The following is a 21,834-nucleotide window of genomic DNA, read 5'->3' on the forward strand; positions in this document are numbered from 1 at the left end:
TGCGAATACGCACCTATAGTCGACCGTTGACCCGCAGGTCGGGGTGCACCCAGTTTGGCGATCGCCGGTCTTTGAACGCGAGAAAACCTCCGCGCGCCTCGGGGCTGTCCAAACTCGACGTCATACCGATCCGGTCGTATAGACCCAGGTAGTTGTCCAGGCTTGACTTCACCAGAGCGCGCGCTCTCGGTGCAGTGCGGCAACATTGAGCCAGCACATCCCGCGCGGCCGAAACGAGTTCGTGGTGAGCTAACACTCGCGCGACCAAGCCCCACTCGAGTGCTTCCTGGGCCGACAGCACGCGGCCGGTCAGCATCAAGTCACGCGTTCGAACCGGCCCGATCACGTGCGCCAAGATGTGGCTGTAGTAGGTGTCTGCAATTCCGCGGAACAACTCTGGCACTCGGAAGGTGGCGCGCTCGCTGACCACCGCGATGTCGCTGCATAGGGCAATCTGAAATCCGCCGCCTTGCGCCAGACCGTTCACCGCAGCGACCACTGGTTTCACAGACTGGCGCAGACTGTCGAAGGGCGTCACGTGCATCCCCATCGTCGAGCCGAAGTCCATCCAACTGTCTTCCGCATTTTGACTCAGGTCGCCGCCCGGTGCGAAGACATCACCGACGCCTGTGATCAGCAAGCCGCTGAGGTCGTCATCGGCGTTCACTCGTGAAATCGCGTAGCGGATCCCGAAGTACATAGCGCCCGTCATTGCGTTGCGCGCAGCTGGCCGGTCCAGCGTGAGCACCGCGAAACCGTTATCGCGCTCGAACCTCAAATACGGCGACCCCATCCAGTCGCCGTCGGGCGGGCGCGGACTGACATTGCTTGGCTGCGCCGGCATGGCTTTCCCCCGTTCCTCACCGCAACAGCATTGGTGCACCATCATCCATCGAGACGGCAGCAACTTAAAAGCTTCAGCACCGGCGCGCGATCGGCAGCGGTCAATGACATCACCGAATAACCGCAGTGCGCGGCAGGTGAAGTGCCTCCACGGTCGCTTACGAACTCGGGGGAGCAGTATGCGATCAGATCGTGAAGATTTTGGCTCACTCGGTGGTCCTCGATGCCCACGGATGGCGGGTAGAGCATGATGTGGTCGAGTACGCCCTCGTAGCGGCGTAGCCCGGCTCGAACTTCGGGTGCGGTGCCGGCCACACCCATGACATCAATCATGTCGTCGGTCACCGCGTCGAACATGGCCGCGAAGTCGCCGCGCGTGAAAGCCTCGCGAATGACGTTGCCCTGCTTGGCGAATCCGCAGAAGTCCAGTAGTGGTTCGTAGGTTCTGACTGCGGCGTAGAACGCGATTTGTTGGGCGACTTTGCGGCGGGCGATTGTGGGATCGTCGTGGATTGAGCACATGACCATGGAAACGATTTCGATCTCGCGAGGGCCGCGGCCTGCGTGTTGCGCGCCTTTGGTCACTGCGGGGCCGCACGACCTCCTCGACGTAGTCGGTTGTAAACAGCGGATGCCCGGCCAGGCCGTCGGCAACGCGGCCAGCCGCTTCACACATCCGCGGGCGTACGGCGGCGGTGATGACTGGGATGCGACGTCGCGGTGGCTCGACCGGACCGGTGGGTATGAGGTTCATATTGTAGAAGCGACCGTCATGGTGGACTGGTCCTTCATGCAAATTCCAGATCCGCCTGATCAAAGGTATGAGTTCTTCAATGCGCAGAGCGGGTGCGCTGACGTCGGCGACGCTGTGCCAGTCGCTCATCATCCGCTTGGTGCCGTTGCCGATGCCGAGCACGACGCGCCCTCCGGACAACTCGTCGAGGTCGCGAGCTTCGGTCGCGAGAACGAGTGGGCTGCGCCCGATGCCGTAGAGGATCGACGAGCCAATGCGACATGTGTTGGTAGCCGCGGCTATTGCCGCCATCGAGATTGATCCCGACCTCGTGTAGAACTCCGAGGCCCACACGGCGTCGAAGCCGGCCTGATCAGCGGCAGCGGCGGTGGCCTGCATTGCCTTCATGCCCGGGGCGAGTACGGAAAGGCCGTACGTGCTCATAGCTGCTACTCCAAACTTTTACGCGGCCATACTGCCGCCACACAATGACGCCTACAGATTTGTCGGCCGCCGAGGACAGGTCCGCTTGATCGCGGAGTCGAGCAATGCGGCGTGCCGACGCTCATGGGTCCGTCCGATGACCCAAGCCTCCTCAATGTTTACAATGATAGAGATTTAGTCAATATCTGGACATATCATGGTGATCTGTCCTCGGAGCCTGCCGGACCAGACCGGACCCCTAGATAACGCAAGGCAATACGCGAAATCCGTCTCCCGGTCGCCTCGGAGTCGGCGGTCGGCAGAACGACGTGGCTTACGGTCAACCGCACAAGCGCGTCAGCAACATCGTTGACGTCATCGCGATCGAGGCCGGGAAACTGCTCATTGAACCAGGTGACGAGCGCGGCTGAAGACAGTTCCAGCAGCGACGCCGACGTTGGTAGTAGCGGCAACACACCCGTCGACTCGGATGTGGCGCCACCATTTGACCGGTTTGAGGTCAGTACCGCTTTGAGCAGGGGGCTCGCCTCGGCCTCGTGAAGTGTGTAGGAAACGGCGGCCGTGATGCCGCCTTCGACGTCTCCACCGTGACGCGCCAGCACGGCAAAGATGCCCTCCAAAAAGCGCTCACCCTCCGCGACGACAAGCGCATCGCCCAGACCTTGCTTGTCGGTGAACTCTTTGTAGAGCGTCGGACGGGACACACCCACGAGTTGGGCGACTTCACTGATGCGAACACGCTCCCACCCTTTTTCGATGGTGAGGGTTCGTGCCGCTCGCAAAACCTGTTCGCGCATATGCCGGCGAAAAGACAGGCGGACGGAGTCGGTGGGCATGGTGAGCAGGATAAGCGGCCAGACGCTGGGGTTCCGCGTCATCTGACGACGACGCAGGCTCTGAGATCCGGGCCGTTGGGCTACTGATCGTCGTCGCGACGACCCGAGTGCGGCAGCAATCCGTCGGCGACTCATCGCGCCGAGTGAACTCCAACCTGGCGGGAAGGCACTCAATTACGCAGCCGCGACCGACTACGCCTACATCACCGGCAGCGCCGCGGTATCTGCATTGCGGTCATCCGGCGCGCTGCGCGGTTGCGGCCGCTGGTGATCGCCGCGCGGATAGACCACCTGCGGCCACCAGAACCACCGGCCGAGCATGGTGGCGATTGACGGCATCAGCAGCGAGCGCACGATGAAGGTGTCCACGAGCAGACCGATAGCGATGGTCGAGCCCATCTGCGCTAGCACGATGAGGTCGCTGTACACCATGCCGGCCATGGTGGCTGCGAACACCAACCCGGCCGAGGTGACCACGCCGCCGGTGCCAGCCATGGACCGGATGGTGCCGGTATGCAGGCCGGCATGGATTTCGTCCTTGAACCGCGACACCAGTAGCAGGTTGTAGTCCGATCCGACCGCCAACAGGATGATGACCGACATCAACATGACCAGCCACTCGATCGGTTTGCCGAACAGGTCCTGCCACAACAGGACCGATATGCCGAACGACGCGGCGATCGAACTACCTGCTGTACCAACGATTGTCAGCGCCGCTATGGCGCTGCGCGTCAGGATCAGCATGATCAAGAAGATCAGCGTCAGCGACGACACCACAGCGATCATCAAGTCGTACCTGGCGCCGTCCGCCATGTCCTTATACGTCGCCGCGACGCCACCTAAATAAATCCTGGCGCTCGACAGCGACGACATCTTCAGCGCCTCTTGGGCGGCCTTGCGCTCCGAGGCGACCCGCGCGATGCCTTCGACGGTGGCGGGGTCCGACTCGTGGGTGATGAACATACGGGCGGACTTGCCGTCCGGTGAGAGGAACATTTCCAGACCGCGCTTGAAATCCGGGTTCTGGAATGCCTCTGGAGGCAGGAAGAACAGGTCGTCGTTCTTGGAGTCGTCGAACGCCGTGCCCATCGCCAGCGCTGTGTCGTTGGTCGCTTGCATCTGATCAATCAGCGCCTTCTGCGAGTTGTACGACGCCAGCGCGAGGTCCCGACTGGTCTTCATCTCGGCAATCGACTGCGGCAACAATGCCGTCAACCGAGGAGCGAGGTCCGCTAACTTGTCGGTGTAAACCTGGCTCGCCTCGGTCAGGCTGGTGGTCTCGTCGATCCCGTCGAGGGCGTCGTAGAGCGACCGCAGCGCGTAGCACAACGGGATGTCGAAGCAGTGTTTTTCCCAGTAGAAGTAGGAGCGTAACGGCCGGAATTCGTCGTCGAAATCCGCGATGTGGTCACGGATTTCCTTGGTGACCGCGAGCAGTTCCTGCGATACCTTGTCGGACTTCACCGTGAGGTTGGTCTGCTCGACCGACAGTCGGTACTGCTTCTCCATGATCGCGATGGACTTATTCATCGAATCGACCGTTTTGAGCTGGTTAGCCAGCTGATCCCGCTGAAACGGCAGATTCATGTTGCTCGTCTGCCCGGAGATACTCGTCTGGAATGGGATCGAGCTGTGCTGGATCGGAATGCCTAACGGGCGCGTAATGCTCTGCACCATCGCGATGCCCTCGGTGTGCATCACGTTGCGCGCGATCGCGTTCAAGACCAGCATGTCGGCAGGATTTCGCATGTCGTGCTCGGCCACGACCATCAGGATGTCGGGGTTCATCCGGGCCTGCGAGAAGTGTCGATCGGCGGCGGCAAAGCCGACATTGACCGGGGCGTCGTCGGGTAGGTAGTAACGGTCGTTGTAGGCCGGCTTGAACCCCGGGATGGCCACCAGGCCAATCAACACCACAGCTAGGCTGGCCACGAAGATCGGTGCGGGCCAACGGACTACGGCGGTCCCGACCTTGCGCCAGAAGACACTCTTGGGCGGACGTTTCGATTCGTAGAGACCTACCTTGCTGCCGAGGAACAGCACGGCCGGGCCGAGCGTCACCGCGATGAGGACCACCACGATCATGCCGATCGCGACCGGAGCGCCCATCGTGGCGAAGTACGGCAGTCGGCAAAAGCTCAGACAATAGGTGGCGCCGGCGATCGTCAGACCCGAGCCCACGATGACAGGTGCGACGGATTTGAAGGTGGCGTAGTAGGAATCGTCGCGATCAAGTCCCATACCGCGGTCTTCGCGATACCTGCCGAACAGGAAGATGCCGTAGTCGGTCGCCGCCGCGATCGCCAGCATCGTGAGGATGCTGCCCGCGAAGGTGGTGAGTCCAAACGCGCCGTGCAAAGCCAGCACGGAGACCACGCCACGAGCCGTGAGCAGCCCGAGAAACGTCAGGAAGAGCTGGATCAGCGTCGTGACGATTGATCGGTAGACGATCAGCAGCATGACCGCGATGGCGGCGAGGGTGATGAGCGTGATGACGCCGAGGCTGGCATTGCCGACGACGTGCTCATCGCGGGTCAGCGCGGCAGGGCCGGCGACGTAGGCCTGCACCCCAGGCGGGGCCTTCGTTTCCTCGATCGCCTTGCGGACGGCTTCGACGCCCTCGTTGGCCAGCGTCATGCCTTGCTCGCCGGCGAGATTGATCATCACGTAAGACGCCTTGCCGTCGGCGCTTTGGGCGCCCGCCGCGGTGAGGGTGTCACCCCAGAAGTCCTGGATGTGCTGGATGTGCTGGGGATCCCGGCGCAGCTTGGCGATGATCTGGTCGTAGTACTGGTGGGCATCCGGGCCGAGCGGCCTCTTACCTTCGAGCACGACCATGATCGTGCTGTTGGAATTGAACTCGTGGAAGTTGCCACCCATCAACTTCATGGCCTTCATCGACGGAGCGTCCTCCGGAGCCATTGGCGCCGCGTGCAATTCGCCCACTACCTCGAGCGGCGGAGCGACCGTGTTGACGACCACCGCGACGAAGACCCAGAAGATGACGACTGGCACCGAGAAGATGCGCAGCAGGCGCGGGAAGTATGGCCGCTGGCCGCGTGCAACCTCCGGGACGCCGGTGTGAGTCACGCGGACTTCACCAGGCAGTACGTCTGGGCCTGTACACCGTCAGCAGACCGCTGCTCACGGACGACTCCATTTACGGTGACGCGGCATCCAATGTGATAGCCGTCGGCCCGGGCCATGAGGCTGGCACTAACGGTCGGCAACGTCGTAGACAACGTCACCGTCCACGGGAGCGAGGCGGTGACCTCGTACACCTTCGCGTCGGGGTCGAAGTAGCCGATCTGTGCGGTTGCTCCCGGCGGGCCCCACACGTCGTAGACCACAACCTTGGGGTTGAACTGGACGATCTCAATCCCCGCCCCTGCGTCGGGGTTTAGGTCCTGCGATGCGAACACCTTGTGCAGTCGCGAGACGACGAGACCCGAGACCCCGAGCACGACGACGAAGACGAGAGCGATCCAGACCTTCCCGAGTCTCGAAACCCCGCGGGCCACCCAGCGGCCCACCGGAATCGACTTCATCCACACACCTCCCGATCGGCGGGCGCCGGAGCGGGAGCCGCGCACTGTTCGGCGCTCTCGACGAGCTGGTGAATGACCGAGCCCGCAGACGTCGCAGACAGCCATAACAGGCGCTGCTGCTTGTCGGTCAGCGTTTCCATCAGCTGTGTCAGGCGTTCCTCGCGGACGTTCCTGCGGTGCGCCATAACGTCTCGGCCCGCAGGGGTGATCGCCACGAGCGTCGCTCGGCCGTCGCTGGGATCGGAGCACCTCAGGAGCAATCCATGACGTTCCAGGCGCTGCACCAGCTGAGTCATCGACGGCTGCGTGACGCCTTCACGGGCGGCGAGCGTGGTCAGTCGCATCGGGCCCTCGCGGCCTATGCGGTTCAGCACGAACGCCGCGGGGATCGACAGGGGTTCGCGTTGGGCCAGGAATCGGATTATCAGGTCTGCCGCGCCATCGAGAAAGTCCACGACGTCCTCACGCATTTCGCGTTCACTGACCTGCGGTGCCATGCGCCTGTTTATATCATCACAACTATGTACCAGCGAGCTGTATGTCGCGATTCAATCGACGCGCGATTGATCTCAAACGGCCAATAACGGCTGAGGTATGTGCATTCAACAGCGTTCACCCTCAGAGTATCTGGTCACTGTGCCGTGCCAGGCGCGACGCATTGCTCGACCTTGTCGTCTATCAAGCGACCAATACTCAGTGAGTCTGTTGTATTGCGTCAACTATCTAATTCCTGGCTTAATCTGTCTCGAAACTACTTCGTCCTTTGATGGGATCCGCATCCGTCCCGGGCGCCAGGCGCATGCAAGCCTGTCGAGTTAGTCGCTGCTTCGGTTCGAACTCAGGTCGAAGCAGCAAGCAGTTCGGCCCGGTCGATAGGAAGGCAATTGGTGATCGCCCGCTTACTGAACATGAAATCGCGAGGACGATTGACGGAGTCGGCGGCGATGAGTTCGCCACCACGGAAGTAAAAGCAGCTGAATTCCCGGTCGCGCGAGGGGTCACCGCTGAGCACCACCTCGTCGTATCCGGTGTTCAGACCGGCGATCTGAAGTTTGAGATCGTACTGGTCGGACCAAAACCACGGTAGCGCAGCAATGGCGCTGTGCTTCCCACAGACGGTCGCCGCCGCGATCTTGGCCTGCTCGCCGGCGCTCGCCACGGATTCCAGGCGAATACGCGAACCGTACCTGGCCATGACGTGGCTGGTGCAGTCGCCAGCGGCCACTATACCGGGGTCACTGGTTCGAGCCTGATCATCGATCACTATGCCGTTGTCCACGGATAAGCCTGCGGCAGAAGCGAGTTCGGTATTCGGTACCACGCCGACGCCTACGATCACCACATCGGCGGGGAGCGACTCGCCGTCCGCCAGCACCACCTCCTGCACCATGCCGTTGCCGGTGAAGGCTTCGACAATGGCCTGTGTCCTGATGTCCACGCCCGCGTCGCGGTGGATCCGCGTGAAGAAATCCGACACCACCGGCGCGGTGACCCGTTCGAGGACCCGATCCGTCGCCTCCAGCACAGTGACCTGCATGCCCAGCGAACACAACGAGGCCGCAGTCTCCAGCCCGATGTAGCCGCCGCCCACGATCACCACCCGACGGCCGGGTACGGCGGCCGCTCGGATCAATTCGACGTCCGCGGCGGTGCGCAGGTAGTGAATTCCGAGCAGCTCCGCCCCTGGGGTCGGCAGTCGCCTGGCCCTCGCACCGATGCACAATGCGAGCTTGGTGTAGTCCACGGTGTCGCCGGTGCTCAAACACACCCGTCCGGCGTTCCGATCGATCGAATCCACGGTCGCATCGACGAGCTGGATGTTCTGCTTGGCGTAGAAATATGCGCCGCGGATCAAGATCTCGTCGAGGCAGCTCTTGCCGGCCAGATAGGCCTTCGACATCGGAGGTCGGTGATACGGCAGTTTCCCCTCATCGCCGATCAGCACGACCTCGCCAGCCCAGCCTTCGCGGCGAAGATTACCTGCCAGCTGCGCGCCGGCGTGGCTGGCGCCGACGACCACCACCCGCTCGCACGTCATGCACTCTGCTTTGGTGTGAGGCGGACCATCAACTTGCTGATGCCCCTCACGAAATTCGACTGTACGTATTCAGGTTCGCCTATCACCTCAATGTTCTCGAAGCGCGGAAGCAGTTCCTCCCAAAGAATTCGAAGCTGCAACTCGGCGAGCCGGTTGCCCATGCATCGGTGTACGCCGAACCCGAATGCGATGTGATTGCGCGCGTTACTCCGATCGATGATCAGCTCATCAGGCCGTTCAAAAACACGCTCGTCGCGGTTGCCTGAGGCGTACCACATGACGACCTTGTCACCCTTGCGGATGAACTGCCCGTTCAGCATGGTGTCTTTTTTCGCGATTCGCCGCATGTAGGCGAGCGGAGTCTGCCACCGGATGATCTCGGAAACCATGCCGGGGATGAGATCGGGGTTCGCCTTCAACTTGTCGAACTGATCGGGGAATTTGTTAAGTGCGAGGACTCCCCCGCTCATCGAATTGCGGGTGGTGTCGTTTCCCCCGACGATAAGCAATACCAAGTTGCCCAGGAACTCCATAGGCCGGTCGATAAGATCCTTCGTTGCCTCGTTGCTTTGCAACATCGTGATCAGATCAAAGCCGGGCTCCTCACCGTTGGCCAGTCGGGCCGCCTTATTTCGCCAGAGAGCGCTGAGCCCCTGTGCCATGTCGACCATGCCGGGGAAAATTTGATCGTTGTCGGAAGGTCCGCCGTTGGCTTGCTCCATGGACGTGGCGAGATCTGACCACTCCACCAGCTTGCGCCGCTGCTCATACGGGAAATCCAACAGTGTCGCGAGCATCCGAGCGGTCAGCTCGACAGAAACGTTCTGCACCCACTCGAACGGTTCGTTGACCGGTAGATTGTCGAGCACTTCTTGGACACGCGAGCGGATGAGTCCCTCCATCTCGCGCAGATTCTTCGGCGCCACGACGCCTTGGACGGTGGCGCGCTGCGCATCGTGGCGTGGCGGGTCCATGGCGATGAACATTGCGATGTCTAAAAACCGAGGCGGCTTGCCGATGATAATGAATGGCTCCGCGGAAAAGGCGCCGTGATTTTTGTCGACGGCGATGATATCCGCGTGTCGCGTCACCGACCAGAATGGACCGAATGGGCTCTTGGCCTGATAGTGGACAGGCGCCTCGTTCCGGACCCGCTCGAAGTATGACTTCCAGCGCCCTTGGCGATACAGAAACGGGTTGCTCAGGTCGATGTCGGCAATATCGACATCCTCGACGGGCGGGACCGGAGTTTCAATGAAAATCTTCTGGCCGTTGGTTCGGGTAATCCAACGGCGCGTTTTATCGTAAAGGTGCGCGCCGCGAATTTGCATATCAAGCGGCACAGCGGACTGGACTTTGGCGGTGACTGCCGCAGAAATGCTCATCTTCTACTCCACTACCTATCTCAGAGCTGAAATTCGGGCAATTCGAGTGTCAAACCATCCCACGCGTCGGAGGCCAACATCTGGCATGACAATCGGGACGTGGGCTGACGTTCGGGATGCATCGACAGCATCTCTTCTTCGTTAGGGCCGGACCTACCTACCGTGTCCGACCACTCGGGGTGCACGATCACGTGGCATGTCCCGCAAGCGGCCTCCCCGCCGCAATCACCGTCGATGCCCGGTACTAGGTTGTCGACCGCGATCCGCATCAGCGGTTGGCCCTCGACTAGGGGCGCCTCATACTTCTCGCCGTCGTGGCTGATGAAGGTTACGACTGCCATTAGGTGCTCTCCTCGTAGTGATTCACATCTCACTGTTGTCGGCCCGAGCTGACATCGCTAGGCTCGCAGAAGTCAAAGAGTTGTGTTTTTAGCTCACGCGGGGGGTACGTGGAGCCCGAGGACGCGGGTATGCCGGCGCTGGCATTCCTGCAGATGCTCGATAGTGAGGCGCTGGGGCGCTGCGAGGTCGATGCGCTTCGCGACATCATGGCTCGAGAGCGCGTTACCGAGCCGATGCTGGTCGGACGCGACGCCCAGGTTCCGTTGCGGTGGTTCAGGGAGATCTATCCCGATTTCGACCGTGATCAGGGCACCCGTCTAGGTTTCGCTCTCGCTGAACACGCCAAGCTGACGTCATTCGGGGCACTCAGCGTTCCGCTGGTCAGTGCGGGCTCCGTAGCCGAGGTCGTCGAATTGCTCGCTTATCTGCCGGTCATCACAACCGCTCTCAGCCCGTCGTTCCACTCGACTGAATGTGGCCTCACAATCGGGCTCGCAGGTCGCACGGGTGACGCTGGCCTGAATTGCTTGGCCGTCACCTACGGCGGCCTCGCGCTGCTGCGCCTGCTCGATATGCTCGCAGGAGTCGTACCGAGTGTTGAACTGCACCTGGGTCATTCAGCACCGGCGGGGTGGGCACTGGATCAGAATCTTCTGTCCGGGCGGCTTTTCTTCAACGCCCCTACCTCGTTCATCCACGTCCCCGCGGATACGCTCGACGAGGTCTGTCGATTCTCTGATCCTGTTGCTTATCGGATTGCCGTCGCCGATCTACAGCGAACTCTCGATCAACAACGCGACACGTCGGTCTCCGAGCGGGTGCGGGAACTCCTGGAGACAAACCCCGCGCAAACGAGTAGCAGCCGTGCTGCGGGCGAGCTTTCGATGTCCACGAGCACCTTGAAGCGCCGCCTCTCGGACGAGGGGACCAGCTTCCGCGAGTTGCGTCAGACATTCATGCGGGAGCACGCGATTGTGCGACTTCTCGACCGATCCGCGTCCGTCAGCGAGATCGCGGCAGAACTCGGCTACACGGATATCACCAACTTCACCCACGCCTTCAAACGATGGACCGGTCGTTCTCCGAGTTACTTCAGAGAGCATGATTCGGATCGCATCCACCCGTAAGGTTCCGCGAACGCGGTGTCCAGTAACGACGTGACGGGCGCGGCTTTACCGATCATGGCCCCTCTTGGCAAGGCGCACAACGGATTCCGAGTCAATCCATAGCTGGGGACGGGTCGGGGGTTACCCGGATGGCTTGAGAACGTTATGCTAATGGCCGTTCACATTAAGCCGGCGTTGAACGCGCGGGTCGAGAGGAGCGCGGATGCCACACGACGCGCCGGCCATCATCGGTGCCGCCGAACTCACTCCGGGTAGGAAATCGGCGTGCACCTCCACCGAAATGCACGTGCGCGCCGCGGTCGCGGCGCTCGCGGATGCAGGGGTGGCCCCGGACGAAGTCGACGGTCTCGTGTGCGCCGGCCCGATGACGAACGAGGGCTCGATCTTTTTGTCCGAGGACCTCATGGACTACCTCGGACTGCACAACCTGAAACTTCAGATGACCTGCCAACTCGGCGGCGGGACCCATCTCGCCATGACGCGAATGGCGACTAACATCATCGCCCGGGGCGAGGCCGAAACGGTGCTGGTTGTTTCAGCCGGCAAATTCCCGCCAATCCGTGACGGCGGGCGCGAACTGATGTCGCTGGTGTGTGATCACGCGTTCGAGATGCCCTACGGGCCATCAGTTCCGGCGCTTTACGGCTTGATCGCGCAGGCCTGGATGCACGAAACCGGCCAGGGTAAGGCGGACATCGCCGAGGTCACCGTGTCGCAGGATCGCTGGGCGGCCCTGAATCCCGCGGCCATCGCCCACGGTGCGCAACGCCTGAGCGTCGAGGACGTGCTGACGTCCCGACCTATCGCCGGACCGTTCCACTTCTACCATTGCTCCATCCCGTGCGAGGGCGGTGGCGCGCTCGTACTGCGCTCCGCCCGCAGGGCCCGCGAGGGTGAGCACCGGCCGGTGCACCTGCTGGGCTTCGGAGAGGGCCACACGCACGGCTTTCTGACCTCGCTGGCCCGGCCGGGTCGCACCGGGGCCGCCCGGTCAGGTCCGATGGCCTTCGAGCGCTCTGGGCGCACCCCGGCCGACGTCGATGTCGCCCTGCTGTACGACGCCTTCGCCTCCAACCCGGCGATGATCCTCGAGGAGGCGGGCTTCGTGAAGCCCGGCGGCGCAGGCGATTTCTACCGCGACGGCCGCGCCGACCCTGGCGGCGACCTTCCGGTGAACACCGACGGCGGCCTGATCCGGTTCGGCCACACCGGAACCTCCTCTGGCATCTCGCAGATCCTCGAGGGCTACTGGCAGTTGTCCGGTCGCGCCGAGGGTCGCCAGGTACCCGGCGCGGACACCGCGTTCGTGCACAGCTACGGCTCGATGCTGTGCAGTCACGTCAGCATGGTGATGGAGGGGGCGTCATGACCGCAGCTTCGAGTTCTCTCGACGGTCTGCACGATCGTCAGGCGTTGCCGCCCCTGACCGACGTCAACCGCCCCTACTTCGCGGCCGCGGCCCGCGGCGCACTCGTCTTCCAGCGGTGCGCCAACGGCCACCCGTTCCTCTACCCGCGGCTGGTGTGTCCCGTCTGCCATGACGCCGAGCTGGCCTGGGAGACCGCAGCGGGTACGGGAGAAATCCTCAGTTTCGCGCCGGTGTATCGCCCTCCGTGGGATTCCTTCCCGCGCAGTGAGCCCTACATCGTGGTGCTCGTCCGGCTCGACGAGGGGCCGCAGCTGCTGGCCAGCCTCGAGGGCGTGGCACCCGACGACGTCGGCATGGGCGCCCGGGTGCGCGCGGTGTTCGAGCGGGTGAGCGAGGACCTCGGGCTGGTCCGATTCGGGCCGGCATCGTGAGCACCTACGGTGTCTCGGTACTCGGTGCGGACCTGGCCACCCTCGTCGAGACCGCCGAGGCCGCCGACCGCGCCGGATTCGACGCCGCCTGGGCGTCGGAGTTCTACTCGCGCTCCGGCTCGATCTCGATGGCCGCCATGGCCGCCCGCACACACCACTGTCGCCTCGGATCGTCGATCCTGTACGGGGTGGGGCGTAGCCCACTCGTGTTGGCCACCGAAGCGCGCGACCTCGACGAGCTCTCCGGCGGCCGCCTGGTGCTCGGCCTCGGCAACGGCACACGCCGCATGATGAGCGACTGGCACGGTGTCGAGGACACCTCCGCACCCGCCCTGCGCATGGAGGAACTGGTCCCGCTCGTGCGACGGATCTGGAACCTGCACGAGGGCCCGGTACGCCACGAGGGGCGTTTCTACCGGCTGAACCTCGTTCCGACGGGGGAGGTCGCGCCGCCGACGCGGACAATCCCGATCATCACCGCCGGGGTGCGTCCGCGGATGTGCGAGGTGGCTGGGCGCGTCGCCGACGGCTTGGCCGGTCATCCGCTGTTCACCACGGCCTACGTCGAGGAGGTTGCCCGCCCGGCCGTCATCCGCGGCGCCGAACGGGCTGGGCGCAATCCCGCCGACGTAGAGATCGTCTCCATGGTGATCTGCTCGGTGCACGATGATCCGCAGATCGCACGTCGTGAGGCCGCGCAGCAGATTGCGTTCTACTCCTCGGTGAAATCGTATGAGCACGTGCTCGATGTGAGTGGCTTCGCCAGCCAGGGGGCCGTGATTCGGGAGGCGTTCGCTCGGCGCGACCTGCCGGCCATGTTCGCCGCCGTCACCGACGACATGATCGACACGATGGCCGTGGCTGGCACCGCGGCTGAGGTTCGCGCTGGGTTGCGCCGGTACGAAGGCGTGTTGGACCACATCGTTCTGTATTCGCCATCGATCGGGCTCGCACCCGAACGCATCGCCGAGAATCTGGGCAGCCTCATCCGAGACTGTGCGCCGACCATCGCCAGCGCGAAAGGAGTCCATAATGGCTGACGCCTCGCTCATCGGGACGCACCTGGGCACTACCACGTTCCCCGTCGACCGTTCCAAAGTGCGAGAGTTCGCGCTTTCGCTCGACGATGACGACTCCGTGTACCAGGACGCCGCCGCCGCTCGCGCCGCCGGCTTCGGAGCAATCCCCGCTCCCCCGACCTTCGTCGTCGCCGCGGCGCACTGGCGCGACGACGACGATGTGGCGGGCGCTCTCGGCCTCGACCTTCGGCGCGTACTGCACGGCGAGTGCGGCTGGGAATACTTCGCACCGGTGCTCGTCGGGGACGAACTCACCGAGACGCGTCGAGTCTCGAACGTGACCAGTCGCCAAGGCAAACGCGGCGGCACCATGACGATGGTGACGATCGAGACCGACTTCACCAATCAGCGCGACGAACTCGTTGTGCGCCAGACCGACATTCTGATCGAGACGGGAGGCCCCGCATGACGACCGCGACACCGGTGGTACTGGCCGATGGCGACGAGATGCCGACCTCCTGGTTCGGCCCGCTGACGCGCTCACACATCGTGCGCTACGCGGGTTCTGGCGGCGACTTCAATCCGATACATCACGACGAGGAGTTCGCCCGCTCGGCTGGTATGCCCGGCGTGTTCGGCATGGGGTTGCTGCACGGCGGCGTCCTGGCGCAGCGGCTGGCCGGCTGGGTGGGACTGGCCAATATCCGGTCGTTCCGGGTCCGTTTCACCGGCCAGGTATGGCCCGGCGACGTGCTCAGCTTCGCCGGCAGGGTCACCGGCGTCCGCGAGGCCGGAGGCCAACAGGTAGCGGATCTCGAACTCGAAGTCACGCGGCAGACCGGCGACACCGCGATAAAGGCGAGCGCCGTCGTGCAGGTGGCTCCGTGAGCGCGCCGACGAGCGACGTCACCGGCCTCGGCATGACCTTCGGGACCTTCGAAGAGGGCCGGGCGTGGGTCGGTCATCGCTCCGAACCGCGGCGCGCATGGTTCCCGATCGACCGATCGATGGTGTTGTACTACTGCTCGCTCGTCGAGGACTCGAACCCCAACTACTGGGAGGGTGAGGACTGCCCGCCCGGGTTACTGATGACACTCGGCTTCGCGCCGCAGTGGGCGCCCGAGCATCTGGCGCGTGCGGACATGATGCTCGCGGTGAGCGTGCCACTGCCCGGCCACCACATCATCAACGCCTCAACGACAACGGAGTTCGAACGCCGCCCACGGGTAGGCGATCTCGTGTCGATTGTGGAGGAGGTCGCCTCGATCTCCGCGCCGAAGACGACGCGGGTGGGCACCGGCGTGTTCATCACGACGGTCAGCACATTTTCCGATCAGTACGGCGAGGTCATCGGACGCAACACCAACGTGCTGTTCCGCTACGACACCGACGCTGACCAGGAGCCATCGTGAATTCGAGCGACGCGCGGCCAGCCGTACGGTTCGCGGACGTCGTTGTCGGCGACGCGCTGAGACCGGTCTCGATCGAGGTCACCTACAAGCGCATCTGCATGAACGCGGCCTCGACGTGGGACTGGTTCCCCGGTCACCACAACCCTGAGTACGCGCGGAGTCAGGGCCAGCGCACGATCTACCTGTCGACCCTGTTCTTTCACGGCTTCATTGACCGTGGCCTCAACGAATGGGCCGGCCCCGACGCGCTGATCCGTCGCCGCAAGATCGCGATGATCCGGTCGATTTATCCGGGCCAGACGGCGACTCTCAGCGGCAAGGTCGTCGCCAAACGCCGCGACGGCGGGCGGGGCCTGGTCGACTTCGAATTACTCGTCTCTAGCGAGGACGGTCCGTGCGTACCGAGCGAAGCCACGGTCGACCTGGCCGCCGAATCCGGCGGGGCGCCTGCGTGAACCACCGAGCACGCCCGCAGCGACGCTAAGAGACGGAGACCAGTGCGCGAGCAACCGATTCGCTACGAGGTCGTCGACGGCGTGGCCTGGCTGACGATCAACCGCCCCGAGGCGCGTAACGCGCTCAACGACTCCGTGCGCTTGGGGCTTTTCGACGCAGTGCGCCGCTTCAACGACGACGACGCGGCGAAGGTGCTCGTCCTCACCGGCGCAGGCGATAAGGCGTTCTGCGCGGGCGGTGATCTGAAGGAGATGGCGCAGAATGCGCTCAAAGTGCCGCCGAAGGACTTCGCTCCGCAGTTCGGCCGCAATATCGAGGTCGAGAAGCCGACGATCGCCGCGGTCAACGGTGTCGCGTTCGCCGGGGGGTTCCTTCTCGCGCAGCAATGCGACCTGGTCGTGGCCGCCCAGCATGCGACCTTCGCCGTCAGTGAGGTCAAAGTGGGCCGCGGGTCGCCCTGGGCGGCACCCCTGTCCTGGCTGGTACCGCCTCGCATCGCTATGCAAATCCTGCTGACTGGCGACCCGATCACCGCTGAACGCGCCCACCAGGTCGGCTTGGTCAACGAGGTGGTGCGGGCGGAGCAGTTGCGTGAGCGCACCCAACAATTGGCACTTCGGATCGCCGCAAACGCTCCGCTATCGGTGCTCGCATCCAAGCGCACCGTTTATCTGTCGGCGCAGCATCACCTGGCCGCCGCTTACGACATGGCCGACGAGATATGGGAGCCGGTCTATCTGAGCGACGACGCGCAGGAAGGCCCGGCCGCGTTCCGCGAGAAGCGCGCACCGCAGTGGAAAGGACGGTGACATGGCGGTGACCATGCAGTCGGTTATCACCGACATCGAAGCGGAGACGGCCGCCTTACGCGAACTGGTCGCGCCGCTACCCGAAGGTCCGCACGGCTGGGACACGCCTACTCCGGCGGTGGGCTGGTCAATCCAAGACCAGATCAGCCATCTGGCCTTCTTCGACGACGTGGCGGTGCGATCGGCCACCGACCCCGAGGGGTTCAGCAGCGAGTACCTCCCGATGATGGCCGACGACAGCATCTCACCCGACGTCATCGCCGACCGCTACCGTCTCATGCCGGGTGCCGACGTCCTCGCGTGGTTCGACACGTCGCGGGCGGTCCTCGTCACCACATTCGCGGGCATCGAACCGGCGACGCGCCTCCCGTGGTTCGGGCCGCCGATGAGCGCGGTCTCGTCGCTCACCGCGCGGCTCATGGAGACCTGGGCACACGGTCAAGACGTCGTCGATGCGCTCGGCGCGACCAGCGAGCCGACTTCACGGCTGCGGCACGTGGCCCACATCGGTGTGGGTGCACGCGCATTCAGCTACCTGGCCAACGGTCTCGAGCCGCTCACCGACCCGGTACGCGTCGAGCTGGACGCCCCTGACGGCACCATGTGGGCGTGGGGCCCAGCTGATGCCGGCGATCGTGTGCGGGGGCCCGCACTGGACTTCTGCCTGTTGGTGACTCAGCGCCGCCACCGCGACGACACGACTTTGGTCGCCGACGGCCCGGTTGCCGACCAATGGCTCTCGATCGCCCAGGCATTCGCCGGGCCACCCGGCGGGGGGCGCGCCGCGGGCCAGTTTGCGGGGTTACCGCGGTGAGCGTCCCAATTCGCATCGGCAACTGTTCCGGGTTTTACGGCGACCGCATCGCCGCGGCCCGCGAGATGGTTGAGGGTGGCCCGATCGACGTCCTGAGCGGCGACTACCTGGCTGAACTGACCATGCTCATCCTGGCCAAGGCCCAGGCCAAGGACCCGACCAGCGGATACGCTCGCACGTTCCTCACCCAGATGGAGCAGGTGCTGGGCACCTGTCTGGACCGTCGCATCAAGATCGTCGCTAACGCGGGCGGACTGAATCCCGCCGGCCTGGCGACCGCGTTGCGTGAGCTGGCCGGGCGCCTCGGCCTCACAGCGACCGTCGCGCACGTTGAGGGCGACGACCTGCGCGGCCATCTCGCCGCAATCACGCCGCCCGTCGGCGAGACCAAACCGGTGTCGGCGAACGCCTACCTCGGCGCCTGGGGCATCACGGAGGCGCTGCGATCCGGCGCCGACGTGGTTGTGACCGGCCGGGTCACCGATGCCTCACTGGTGGTCGGCCCTGCCGCGTGGTGGCATGGCTGGGCGCTTGAAGACTGGGATCGACTCGCGGGTGCCGTGGTCGCCGGACATGTGATCGAATGCGGCCCGCAGGCGACGGGCGGCAACTACGCATTCCTCGATGAGGTCACCGACCGCCGCTACCCCGGGTTCCCGATCGCCGAGGTCGCCGAGGACGGCTCTTCGGTGATCACGAAACATCCGGACACCGGGGGACTGGTCTCGGTCGGGACGGTCACCGCCCAACTGCTCTACGAGATCGCAGAACCCGCCTATCTCGGCCCCGACGTCGTGACCCACTTCGACACCATCCGCCTGAGCCAACAGGGTGAGCATCGTGTTGCGATCAGCGGCACCAAAGGTAGTTCGCCACCCGACACACTCAAGGTTGCGCTGAACGAGGTGGGCGGGTTCCGAAACACGATGACGATGGTGCTCACCGGCCTCGACATTGAGGACAAGGCGGCCTTCGCCGAGCAGCAGCTCTTCGATGTACTCGGCGGACGCGACGCTTTCGATGAGGTCGATGTGAGACTGCTGCGTTTCGACGTGTCCGATGCGCCGACGAACGAACAGGCCTGCGCGCACCTGCGGGTAACGGTCAAGGACGCCGACCCGCGCAAGGTGGGGCGGGCCTTCTCCGGCGGGATCATGGAGATCGCGCTGGCCGGTTTCGCCGGCTTCCACACCACCACGCCGCCGTCCTCGGAGACTGCTTTCGGTATCTACCGGCCGGCCTACGTGCCGCGCTCGGCGGTTACTCAGATACTCGTCGACGCAGACGGCACCCGGCAGGCGATCCCCGATCCGCCATCGGGTGCCGCCGTCCCCGCTGCCGCCGCTCCGCCTGCGAATCTGCCCGCGTCATCCGGGCCGACGCGACGTGCGCCACTCGGATCGGTACTCGGCGCGCGGTCCGGAGACAAGGGCGGCAACGTCAACCTCGGCCTGTGGGCGCGCGACAATGCCAGCTACACGTGGGCGCGTGCATTCCTCAGCGTCGAGCGCGTGCGCGCGCTGCTGGGGCCGGAGGCGGCGCACTTGCGAATCGAGCGCTTCGAACTGGCGAACCTGCGCGCACTGAACTTCGTCGCGCATGGCTTGCTCGGCGACGGGGTAGCGTCCTCGACCCGGCCGGACGCGCAGGCCAAGGGGCTAGGTGAGTGCGTGCGGTCCCGCGTGGTGGACATCCCCGAATCGCTGCTGAACGCACACTGAACCGTCCGGTGCGGCACCGGCGGCACCCCGAAGAGAAGGTGAAATGCACATGGGCAAACTGGAGGGCAAGATCGCGCTCGTCTCCGGGTCGGGGCGCGGCATCGGACGTGCCATCGCCGAGAAGCTTGCTGGGGACGGCGCCAAGGTGGTCGTGAACGACCTCGACGCCACTCCAGCTGAGGAGACGATTGCCGCGATCGAAGCTGCCGGCGGCACCGCTGTCGGGTGCCCCGGCAGCGTCACCGAGGATGGCTTCGCCGAACGCTTCGTACAGACGGCCGTCGATGAGTTCGGCGGACTGGACATCATCGTTAACAATGCCGGCTACACCTGGGACTCGGTGGTGCAGAAGATGACCGACGAGCAGTGGGATGCGATCCTCGACGTGCATCTCAAAGCGCCGTTCCGGATCCTGCGCGCTGCCCAACCGGTGATCAGCGCGGCGGTGAAAAGGGAGCGCGAGGCCGGTCACGTAACGTGCCGCAAAGTCGTCAACATCTCCTCGATCGCCGGTACTGGCGGCAACGCCGGCCAAGCGAACTACTCCTCTGGTAAGGCCGGCATCCTCGGGCTCACAAAGGCCATGTCGAAGGAGTGGGGCCGCTACAACGTGACGGTCAATGCTGTCGCGTTCGGGCTCATCCGCACCCGCCTCACCGAGACTCCCGCCGGAGGCGACGGCACGATCGACATCCAGGGTCGCGAACTGGCGGTCGGCGTCAACCCCGACCTGCTCGCCACGATGGAGCGTGCCATCCCCCTCGGCCGAGCCGGAACGCCAGCGGACGGCGCTGGTGCCGTCTACCTACTGTGTATCCCTGAGTCGGACTACATCAGCGGCCAGGTCGTGATCTGCGGGGGCGGCTTCAACGCGTGAGCGGTCTCGCCGGCCGCCAATTGTGGGCGCGCAGGCGAGCCGTAACGGGTGCAAACTCAGCGCAGGACGACTCCGCCCTTGATACCCGTAAACTGCTCGCGCAGTGCGGTTTTGAGCAGCTTGCCGGTGGCGTTGCGCGGCAGTTCGGCGACGAAGTGCACGTCGCGTGGGCACTTGAAGTGCGCCAACCGTTCCCGGCACCAGGCCACTATCTCCTCGGCACACGGAGCCTGTGTTGCGGGGTCGGCGACGACGACCGCCACCACGCGTTCGCCCCACTTCGGGTCCTTGCCGCCGATCACTGCGGCGTCGAGCAGCGCCGGGTGGCGGAAGAGGACCTGCTCGACCTCGATTGGGTAGACGTTCTCGCCACCGGAGATGATCATGTCCTTCTTGCGGTCGACGAGAGTGATGTAGCCCTCAGCATCCATGCGCCCGAGATCGCCGGTGTGGAACCAGCCACCGCGGAAGGCCTCGGCGCTCGCCTCGGCCTTCATCCAGTAGCCGGCGAATACGTTCGGGCCACGCACGATCAGTTCGCCTACGGTGTCGGTCGCAACGTCGCGGTCGTCGTCGTCGACGATACGGGCATCGACGTGCATTGCGACGCGGCCGATCGAACCTGCCCGCTTGGTAATGTTGTCGGCGTCGAGAATGGTCACCAGCGGAGCGGTCTCGGTCATGCCGAAGCCCTCGGTGAAGGGCACTCCTCGCTCGCGCATGAAATCGATCACCGTCAATGGGACGGGCGACCCGCCGCCCATCGCGAAACGGAGCGCGGACAGATCGAACGAATCGAAATCGGGCACCTGTGTGAGCGCGGTCCACATGGCCGGCACCATGAACTGGACGGTCACGCGGTGATCAGCCATTGCTTGCAATGTCGCCCTCGGGTCGAAGGACGGCATGATGACGCTGGTGCCGCCCACGTAGAGCAACGGCAGCGTGTGTGCTCCCAGCCCGCCGATGTGAAACATCGGCGCTACCGCGACCGTGACGTCCTCGGCGCGCAGGCCCATGTCTGTGCCGAGGACGTTGATCGCGTTCCACAGCAGGTTGTCGTGGGTGAGGATGGCTCCCTTGGGACGGCCTGTCGTCCCCGATGTGTACATGACGAACGCGGGGTCGCGGCCGTCGACGTCACCGTCGACTGGTTCGGGCTCCGCGCCCGAGACGAGGTCTCCGTAGCCGAACTCACCCGGCGCCGGTACTCCGCCGGCGCGCACGAGGTGGCGCACGCGGACCCCGGGTTCGGTGACGGCCCGTGTGGCCTGCGCGGCCAACGGATCATGGAAGATGAGAACATCAGCGCCAGAGTCAGCCAGGATGTAACCGATCTCCGGTCCGGCGAGCCGTACGTTGATCGGCACTGTGACAGCGCCGATCTTGGCGCAGCCCATCAGCACCTGGATGAACTCGGCTGAATTGACCAGCAGTGCCGCGACCCGATCACCCTTTCGCACCCCGAGCGCGAGCAACGCGGCGGCGACCTGGTTCGTGCGCCGGTCGAGGTCGGCATAAGTTATGTGCTCACCGTCGCTGACCAACGCGGCGCGCCCACCGTTGAGCAAGGAACGTCGGGTGATCCAATGACTGATTCCGCGTTGCATGTGGCCCTTCTCCCGCCAGC

At 64.2% G+C, this 21,834-nt stretch carries 21 protein-coding genes and 1 pseudogene; 12 read left to right on the top strand and 10 right to left on the bottom strand.

Annotation, left to right across the window (positions count from 1 at the left end):
* Window positions 1-13: 13 nt before the first annotated feature.
* The 9 genes and pseudogenes from PT015_RS13155 to PT015_RS13195 form a co-directional block, all read right to left on the bottom strand.
* Entirely contained in the window at window positions 14-844 is an 831-nt protein-coding gene (locus PT015_RS13155) for an enoyl-CoA hydratase/isomerase family protein (RefSeq protein WP_285184967.1), read from the bottom strand.
* Window positions 845-981: 137 nt separating this feature from the next.
* Window positions 982-2,020 (bottom strand): annotated as a pseudogene (locus PT015_RS13160) (LLM class flavin-dependent oxidoreductase); the annotation flags it as partial.
* Between the two features lie 194 nt (window positions 2,021-2,214).
* On the bottom strand, window positions 2,215-2,817 hold the full coding sequence (locus PT015_RS13165; RefSeq protein ID WP_285191094.1) for a TetR/AcrR family transcriptional regulator: 603 nt from the start codon (window positions 2,815-2,817) through the stop codon (window positions 2,215-2,217).
* Window positions 2,818-3,054: 237 nt separating this feature from the next.
* Window positions 3,055-5,946 (bottom strand): MMPL/RND family transporter, encoded by a 2,892-nt coding sequence (locus tag PT015_RS13170; RefSeq protein ID WP_285184968.1) that lies wholly within the window; start codon window positions 5,944-5,946, stop codon window positions 3,055-3,057.
* A complete protein-coding gene (locus PT015_RS13175) occupies window positions 5,943-6,404 on the bottom strand; it encodes an MmpS family transport accessory protein (RefSeq protein ID WP_285184970.1) in 462 nt (153 codons plus the stop codon). The genes PT015_RS13170 and PT015_RS13175 overlap by 4 nt, the downstream gene beginning before the upstream one ends.
* Window positions 6,401-6,901, bottom strand: coding sequence for a MarR family winged helix-turn-helix transcriptional regulator (locus PT015_RS13180; protein WP_285184972.1), 501 nt, complete (start codon window positions 6,899-6,901; stop codon window positions 6,401-6,403). The genes PT015_RS13175 and PT015_RS13180 overlap by 4 nt, the downstream gene beginning before the upstream one ends.
* 341 nt (window positions 6,902-7,242) lie before the next feature.
* Window positions 7,243-8,442 carry an NAD(P)/FAD-dependent oxidoreductase gene (locus tag PT015_RS13185; protein ID WP_285184973.1) on the bottom strand — a complete coding sequence of 400 codons (1,200 nt, stop codon included), beginning with the start codon at window positions 8,440-8,442 and terminating at the stop codon, window positions 7,243-7,245.
* Window positions 8,439-9,827 carry a cytochrome P450 gene (locus PT015_RS13190; protein ID WP_285184974.1) on the bottom strand — a complete coding sequence of 463 codons (1,389 nt, stop codon included), beginning with the start codon at window positions 9,825-9,827 and terminating at the stop codon, window positions 8,439-8,441. Before PT015_RS13190 ends, PT015_RS13185 begins: the two co-directional genes overlap by 4 nt.
* Before the next feature lie 20 nt (window positions 9,828-9,847).
* Entirely contained in the window at window positions 9,848-10,168 is a 321-nt protein-coding gene (locus PT015_RS13195; protein ID WP_285184976.1) for a 2Fe-2S iron-sulfur cluster-binding protein, read from the bottom strand.
* Window positions 10,169-10,297: 129 nt separating this feature from the next.
* On the opposite strand from PT015_RS13195, the gene PT015_RS13200 reads away from it, so the two are divergent.
* The 12 genes from PT015_RS13200 (at window position 10,298) to PT015_RS13255 (ending at window position 20,204) form a co-directional block, all read left to right on the top strand.
* Complete coding sequence (locus PT015_RS13200; protein ID WP_390887804.1) at window positions 10,298-11,296, top strand: AraC family transcriptional regulator; 999 nt, start codon at window positions 10,298-10,300, stop codon at window positions 11,294-11,296.
* A gap of 202 nt (window positions 11,297-11,498) precedes the next feature.
* On the top strand, window positions 11,499-12,665 hold the full coding sequence (locus PT015_RS13205) for a thiolase family protein (RefSeq protein ID WP_285184979.1): 1,167 nt from the start codon (window positions 11,499-11,501) through the stop codon (window positions 12,663-12,665).
* Window positions 12,662-13,096 carry a Zn-ribbon domain-containing OB-fold protein gene (locus tag PT015_RS13210; RefSeq protein WP_285184981.1) on the top strand — a complete coding sequence of 145 codons (435 nt, stop codon included), beginning with the start codon at window positions 12,662-12,664 and terminating at the stop codon, window positions 13,094-13,096. Before PT015_RS13205 ends, PT015_RS13210 begins: the two co-directional genes overlap by 4 nt.
* Window positions 13,093-14,136 (top strand): LLM class flavin-dependent oxidoreductase, encoded by a 1,044-nt coding sequence (locus tag PT015_RS13215; protein ID WP_285184982.1) that lies wholly within the window; start codon window positions 13,093-13,095, stop codon window positions 14,134-14,136. Before PT015_RS13210 ends, PT015_RS13215 begins: the two co-directional genes overlap by 4 nt.
* On the top strand, window positions 14,129-14,584 hold the full coding sequence (locus PT015_RS13220; RefSeq protein WP_285184983.1) for an FAS1-like dehydratase domain-containing protein: 456 nt from the start codon (window positions 14,129-14,131) through the stop codon (window positions 14,582-14,584). The genes PT015_RS13215 and PT015_RS13220 overlap by 8 nt, the downstream gene beginning before the upstream one ends.
* Entirely contained in the window at window positions 14,581-15,003 is a 423-nt protein-coding gene (locus tag PT015_RS13225) for a MaoC/PaaZ C-terminal domain-containing protein (protein WP_285184984.1), read from the top strand. The genes PT015_RS13220 and PT015_RS13225 overlap by 4 nt, the downstream gene beginning before the upstream one ends.
* 32 nt (window positions 15,004-15,035) lie before the next feature.
* Entirely contained in the window at window positions 15,036-15,527 is a 492-nt protein-coding gene (locus tag PT015_RS13230; RefSeq protein ID WP_285191095.1) for an FAS1-like dehydratase domain-containing protein, read from the top strand.
* Window positions 15,524-15,982 (top strand): hotdog family protein, encoded by a 459-nt coding sequence (locus tag PT015_RS13235; RefSeq protein ID WP_285184985.1) that lies wholly within the window; start codon window positions 15,524-15,526, stop codon window positions 15,980-15,982. The genes PT015_RS13230 and PT015_RS13235 overlap by 4 nt, the downstream gene beginning before the upstream one ends.
* 42 nt (window positions 15,983-16,024) lie before the next feature.
* Window positions 16,025-16,792 carry an enoyl-CoA hydratase/isomerase family protein gene (locus PT015_RS13240; protein ID WP_285184987.1) on the top strand — a complete coding sequence of 256 codons (768 nt, stop codon included), beginning with the start codon at window positions 16,025-16,027 and terminating at the stop codon, window positions 16,790-16,792.
* Window position 16,793: 1 nt separating this feature from the next.
* Window positions 16,794-17,606 (top strand): TIGR03084 family metal-binding protein, encoded by an 813-nt coding sequence (locus PT015_RS13245; protein WP_285184988.1) that lies wholly within the window; start codon window positions 16,794-16,796, stop codon window positions 17,604-17,606.
* The gene (locus PT015_RS13250; protein WP_285184989.1) at window positions 17,603-19,327 is read left to right on the top strand and encodes an acyclic terpene utilization AtuA family protein; all 1,725 of its coding nucleotides are present in this window, start codon (window positions 17,603-17,605) and stop codon (window positions 19,325-19,327) included. Before PT015_RS13245 ends, PT015_RS13250 begins: the two co-directional genes overlap by 4 nt.
* A 49-nt stretch (window positions 19,328-19,376) precedes the next feature.
* Window positions 19,377-20,204, top strand: coding sequence for an SDR family NAD(P)-dependent oxidoreductase (locus tag PT015_RS13255; protein WP_285184991.1), 828 nt, complete (start codon window positions 19,377-19,379; stop codon window positions 20,202-20,204).
* A 56-nt stretch (window positions 20,205-20,260) separates the two neighbouring features.
* On the opposite strand, the gene PT015_RS13260 is transcribed toward PT015_RS13255, so the two are convergent.
* Window positions 20,261-21,814 carry an acyl-CoA synthetase gene (locus PT015_RS13260; protein ID WP_285184992.1) on the bottom strand — a complete coding sequence of 518 codons (1,554 nt, stop codon included), beginning with the start codon at window positions 21,812-21,814 and terminating at the stop codon, window positions 20,261-20,263.
* Window positions 21,815-21,834 lie beyond the last annotated feature (20 nt).

Source organism: Candidatus Mycobacterium wuenschmannii (genome assembly GCF_030252325.1).
GTDB classification, from domain to species: Bacteria; Actinomycetota; Actinomycetes; order Mycobacteriales; family Mycobacteriaceae; genus Mycobacterium; species Mycobacterium wuenschmannii.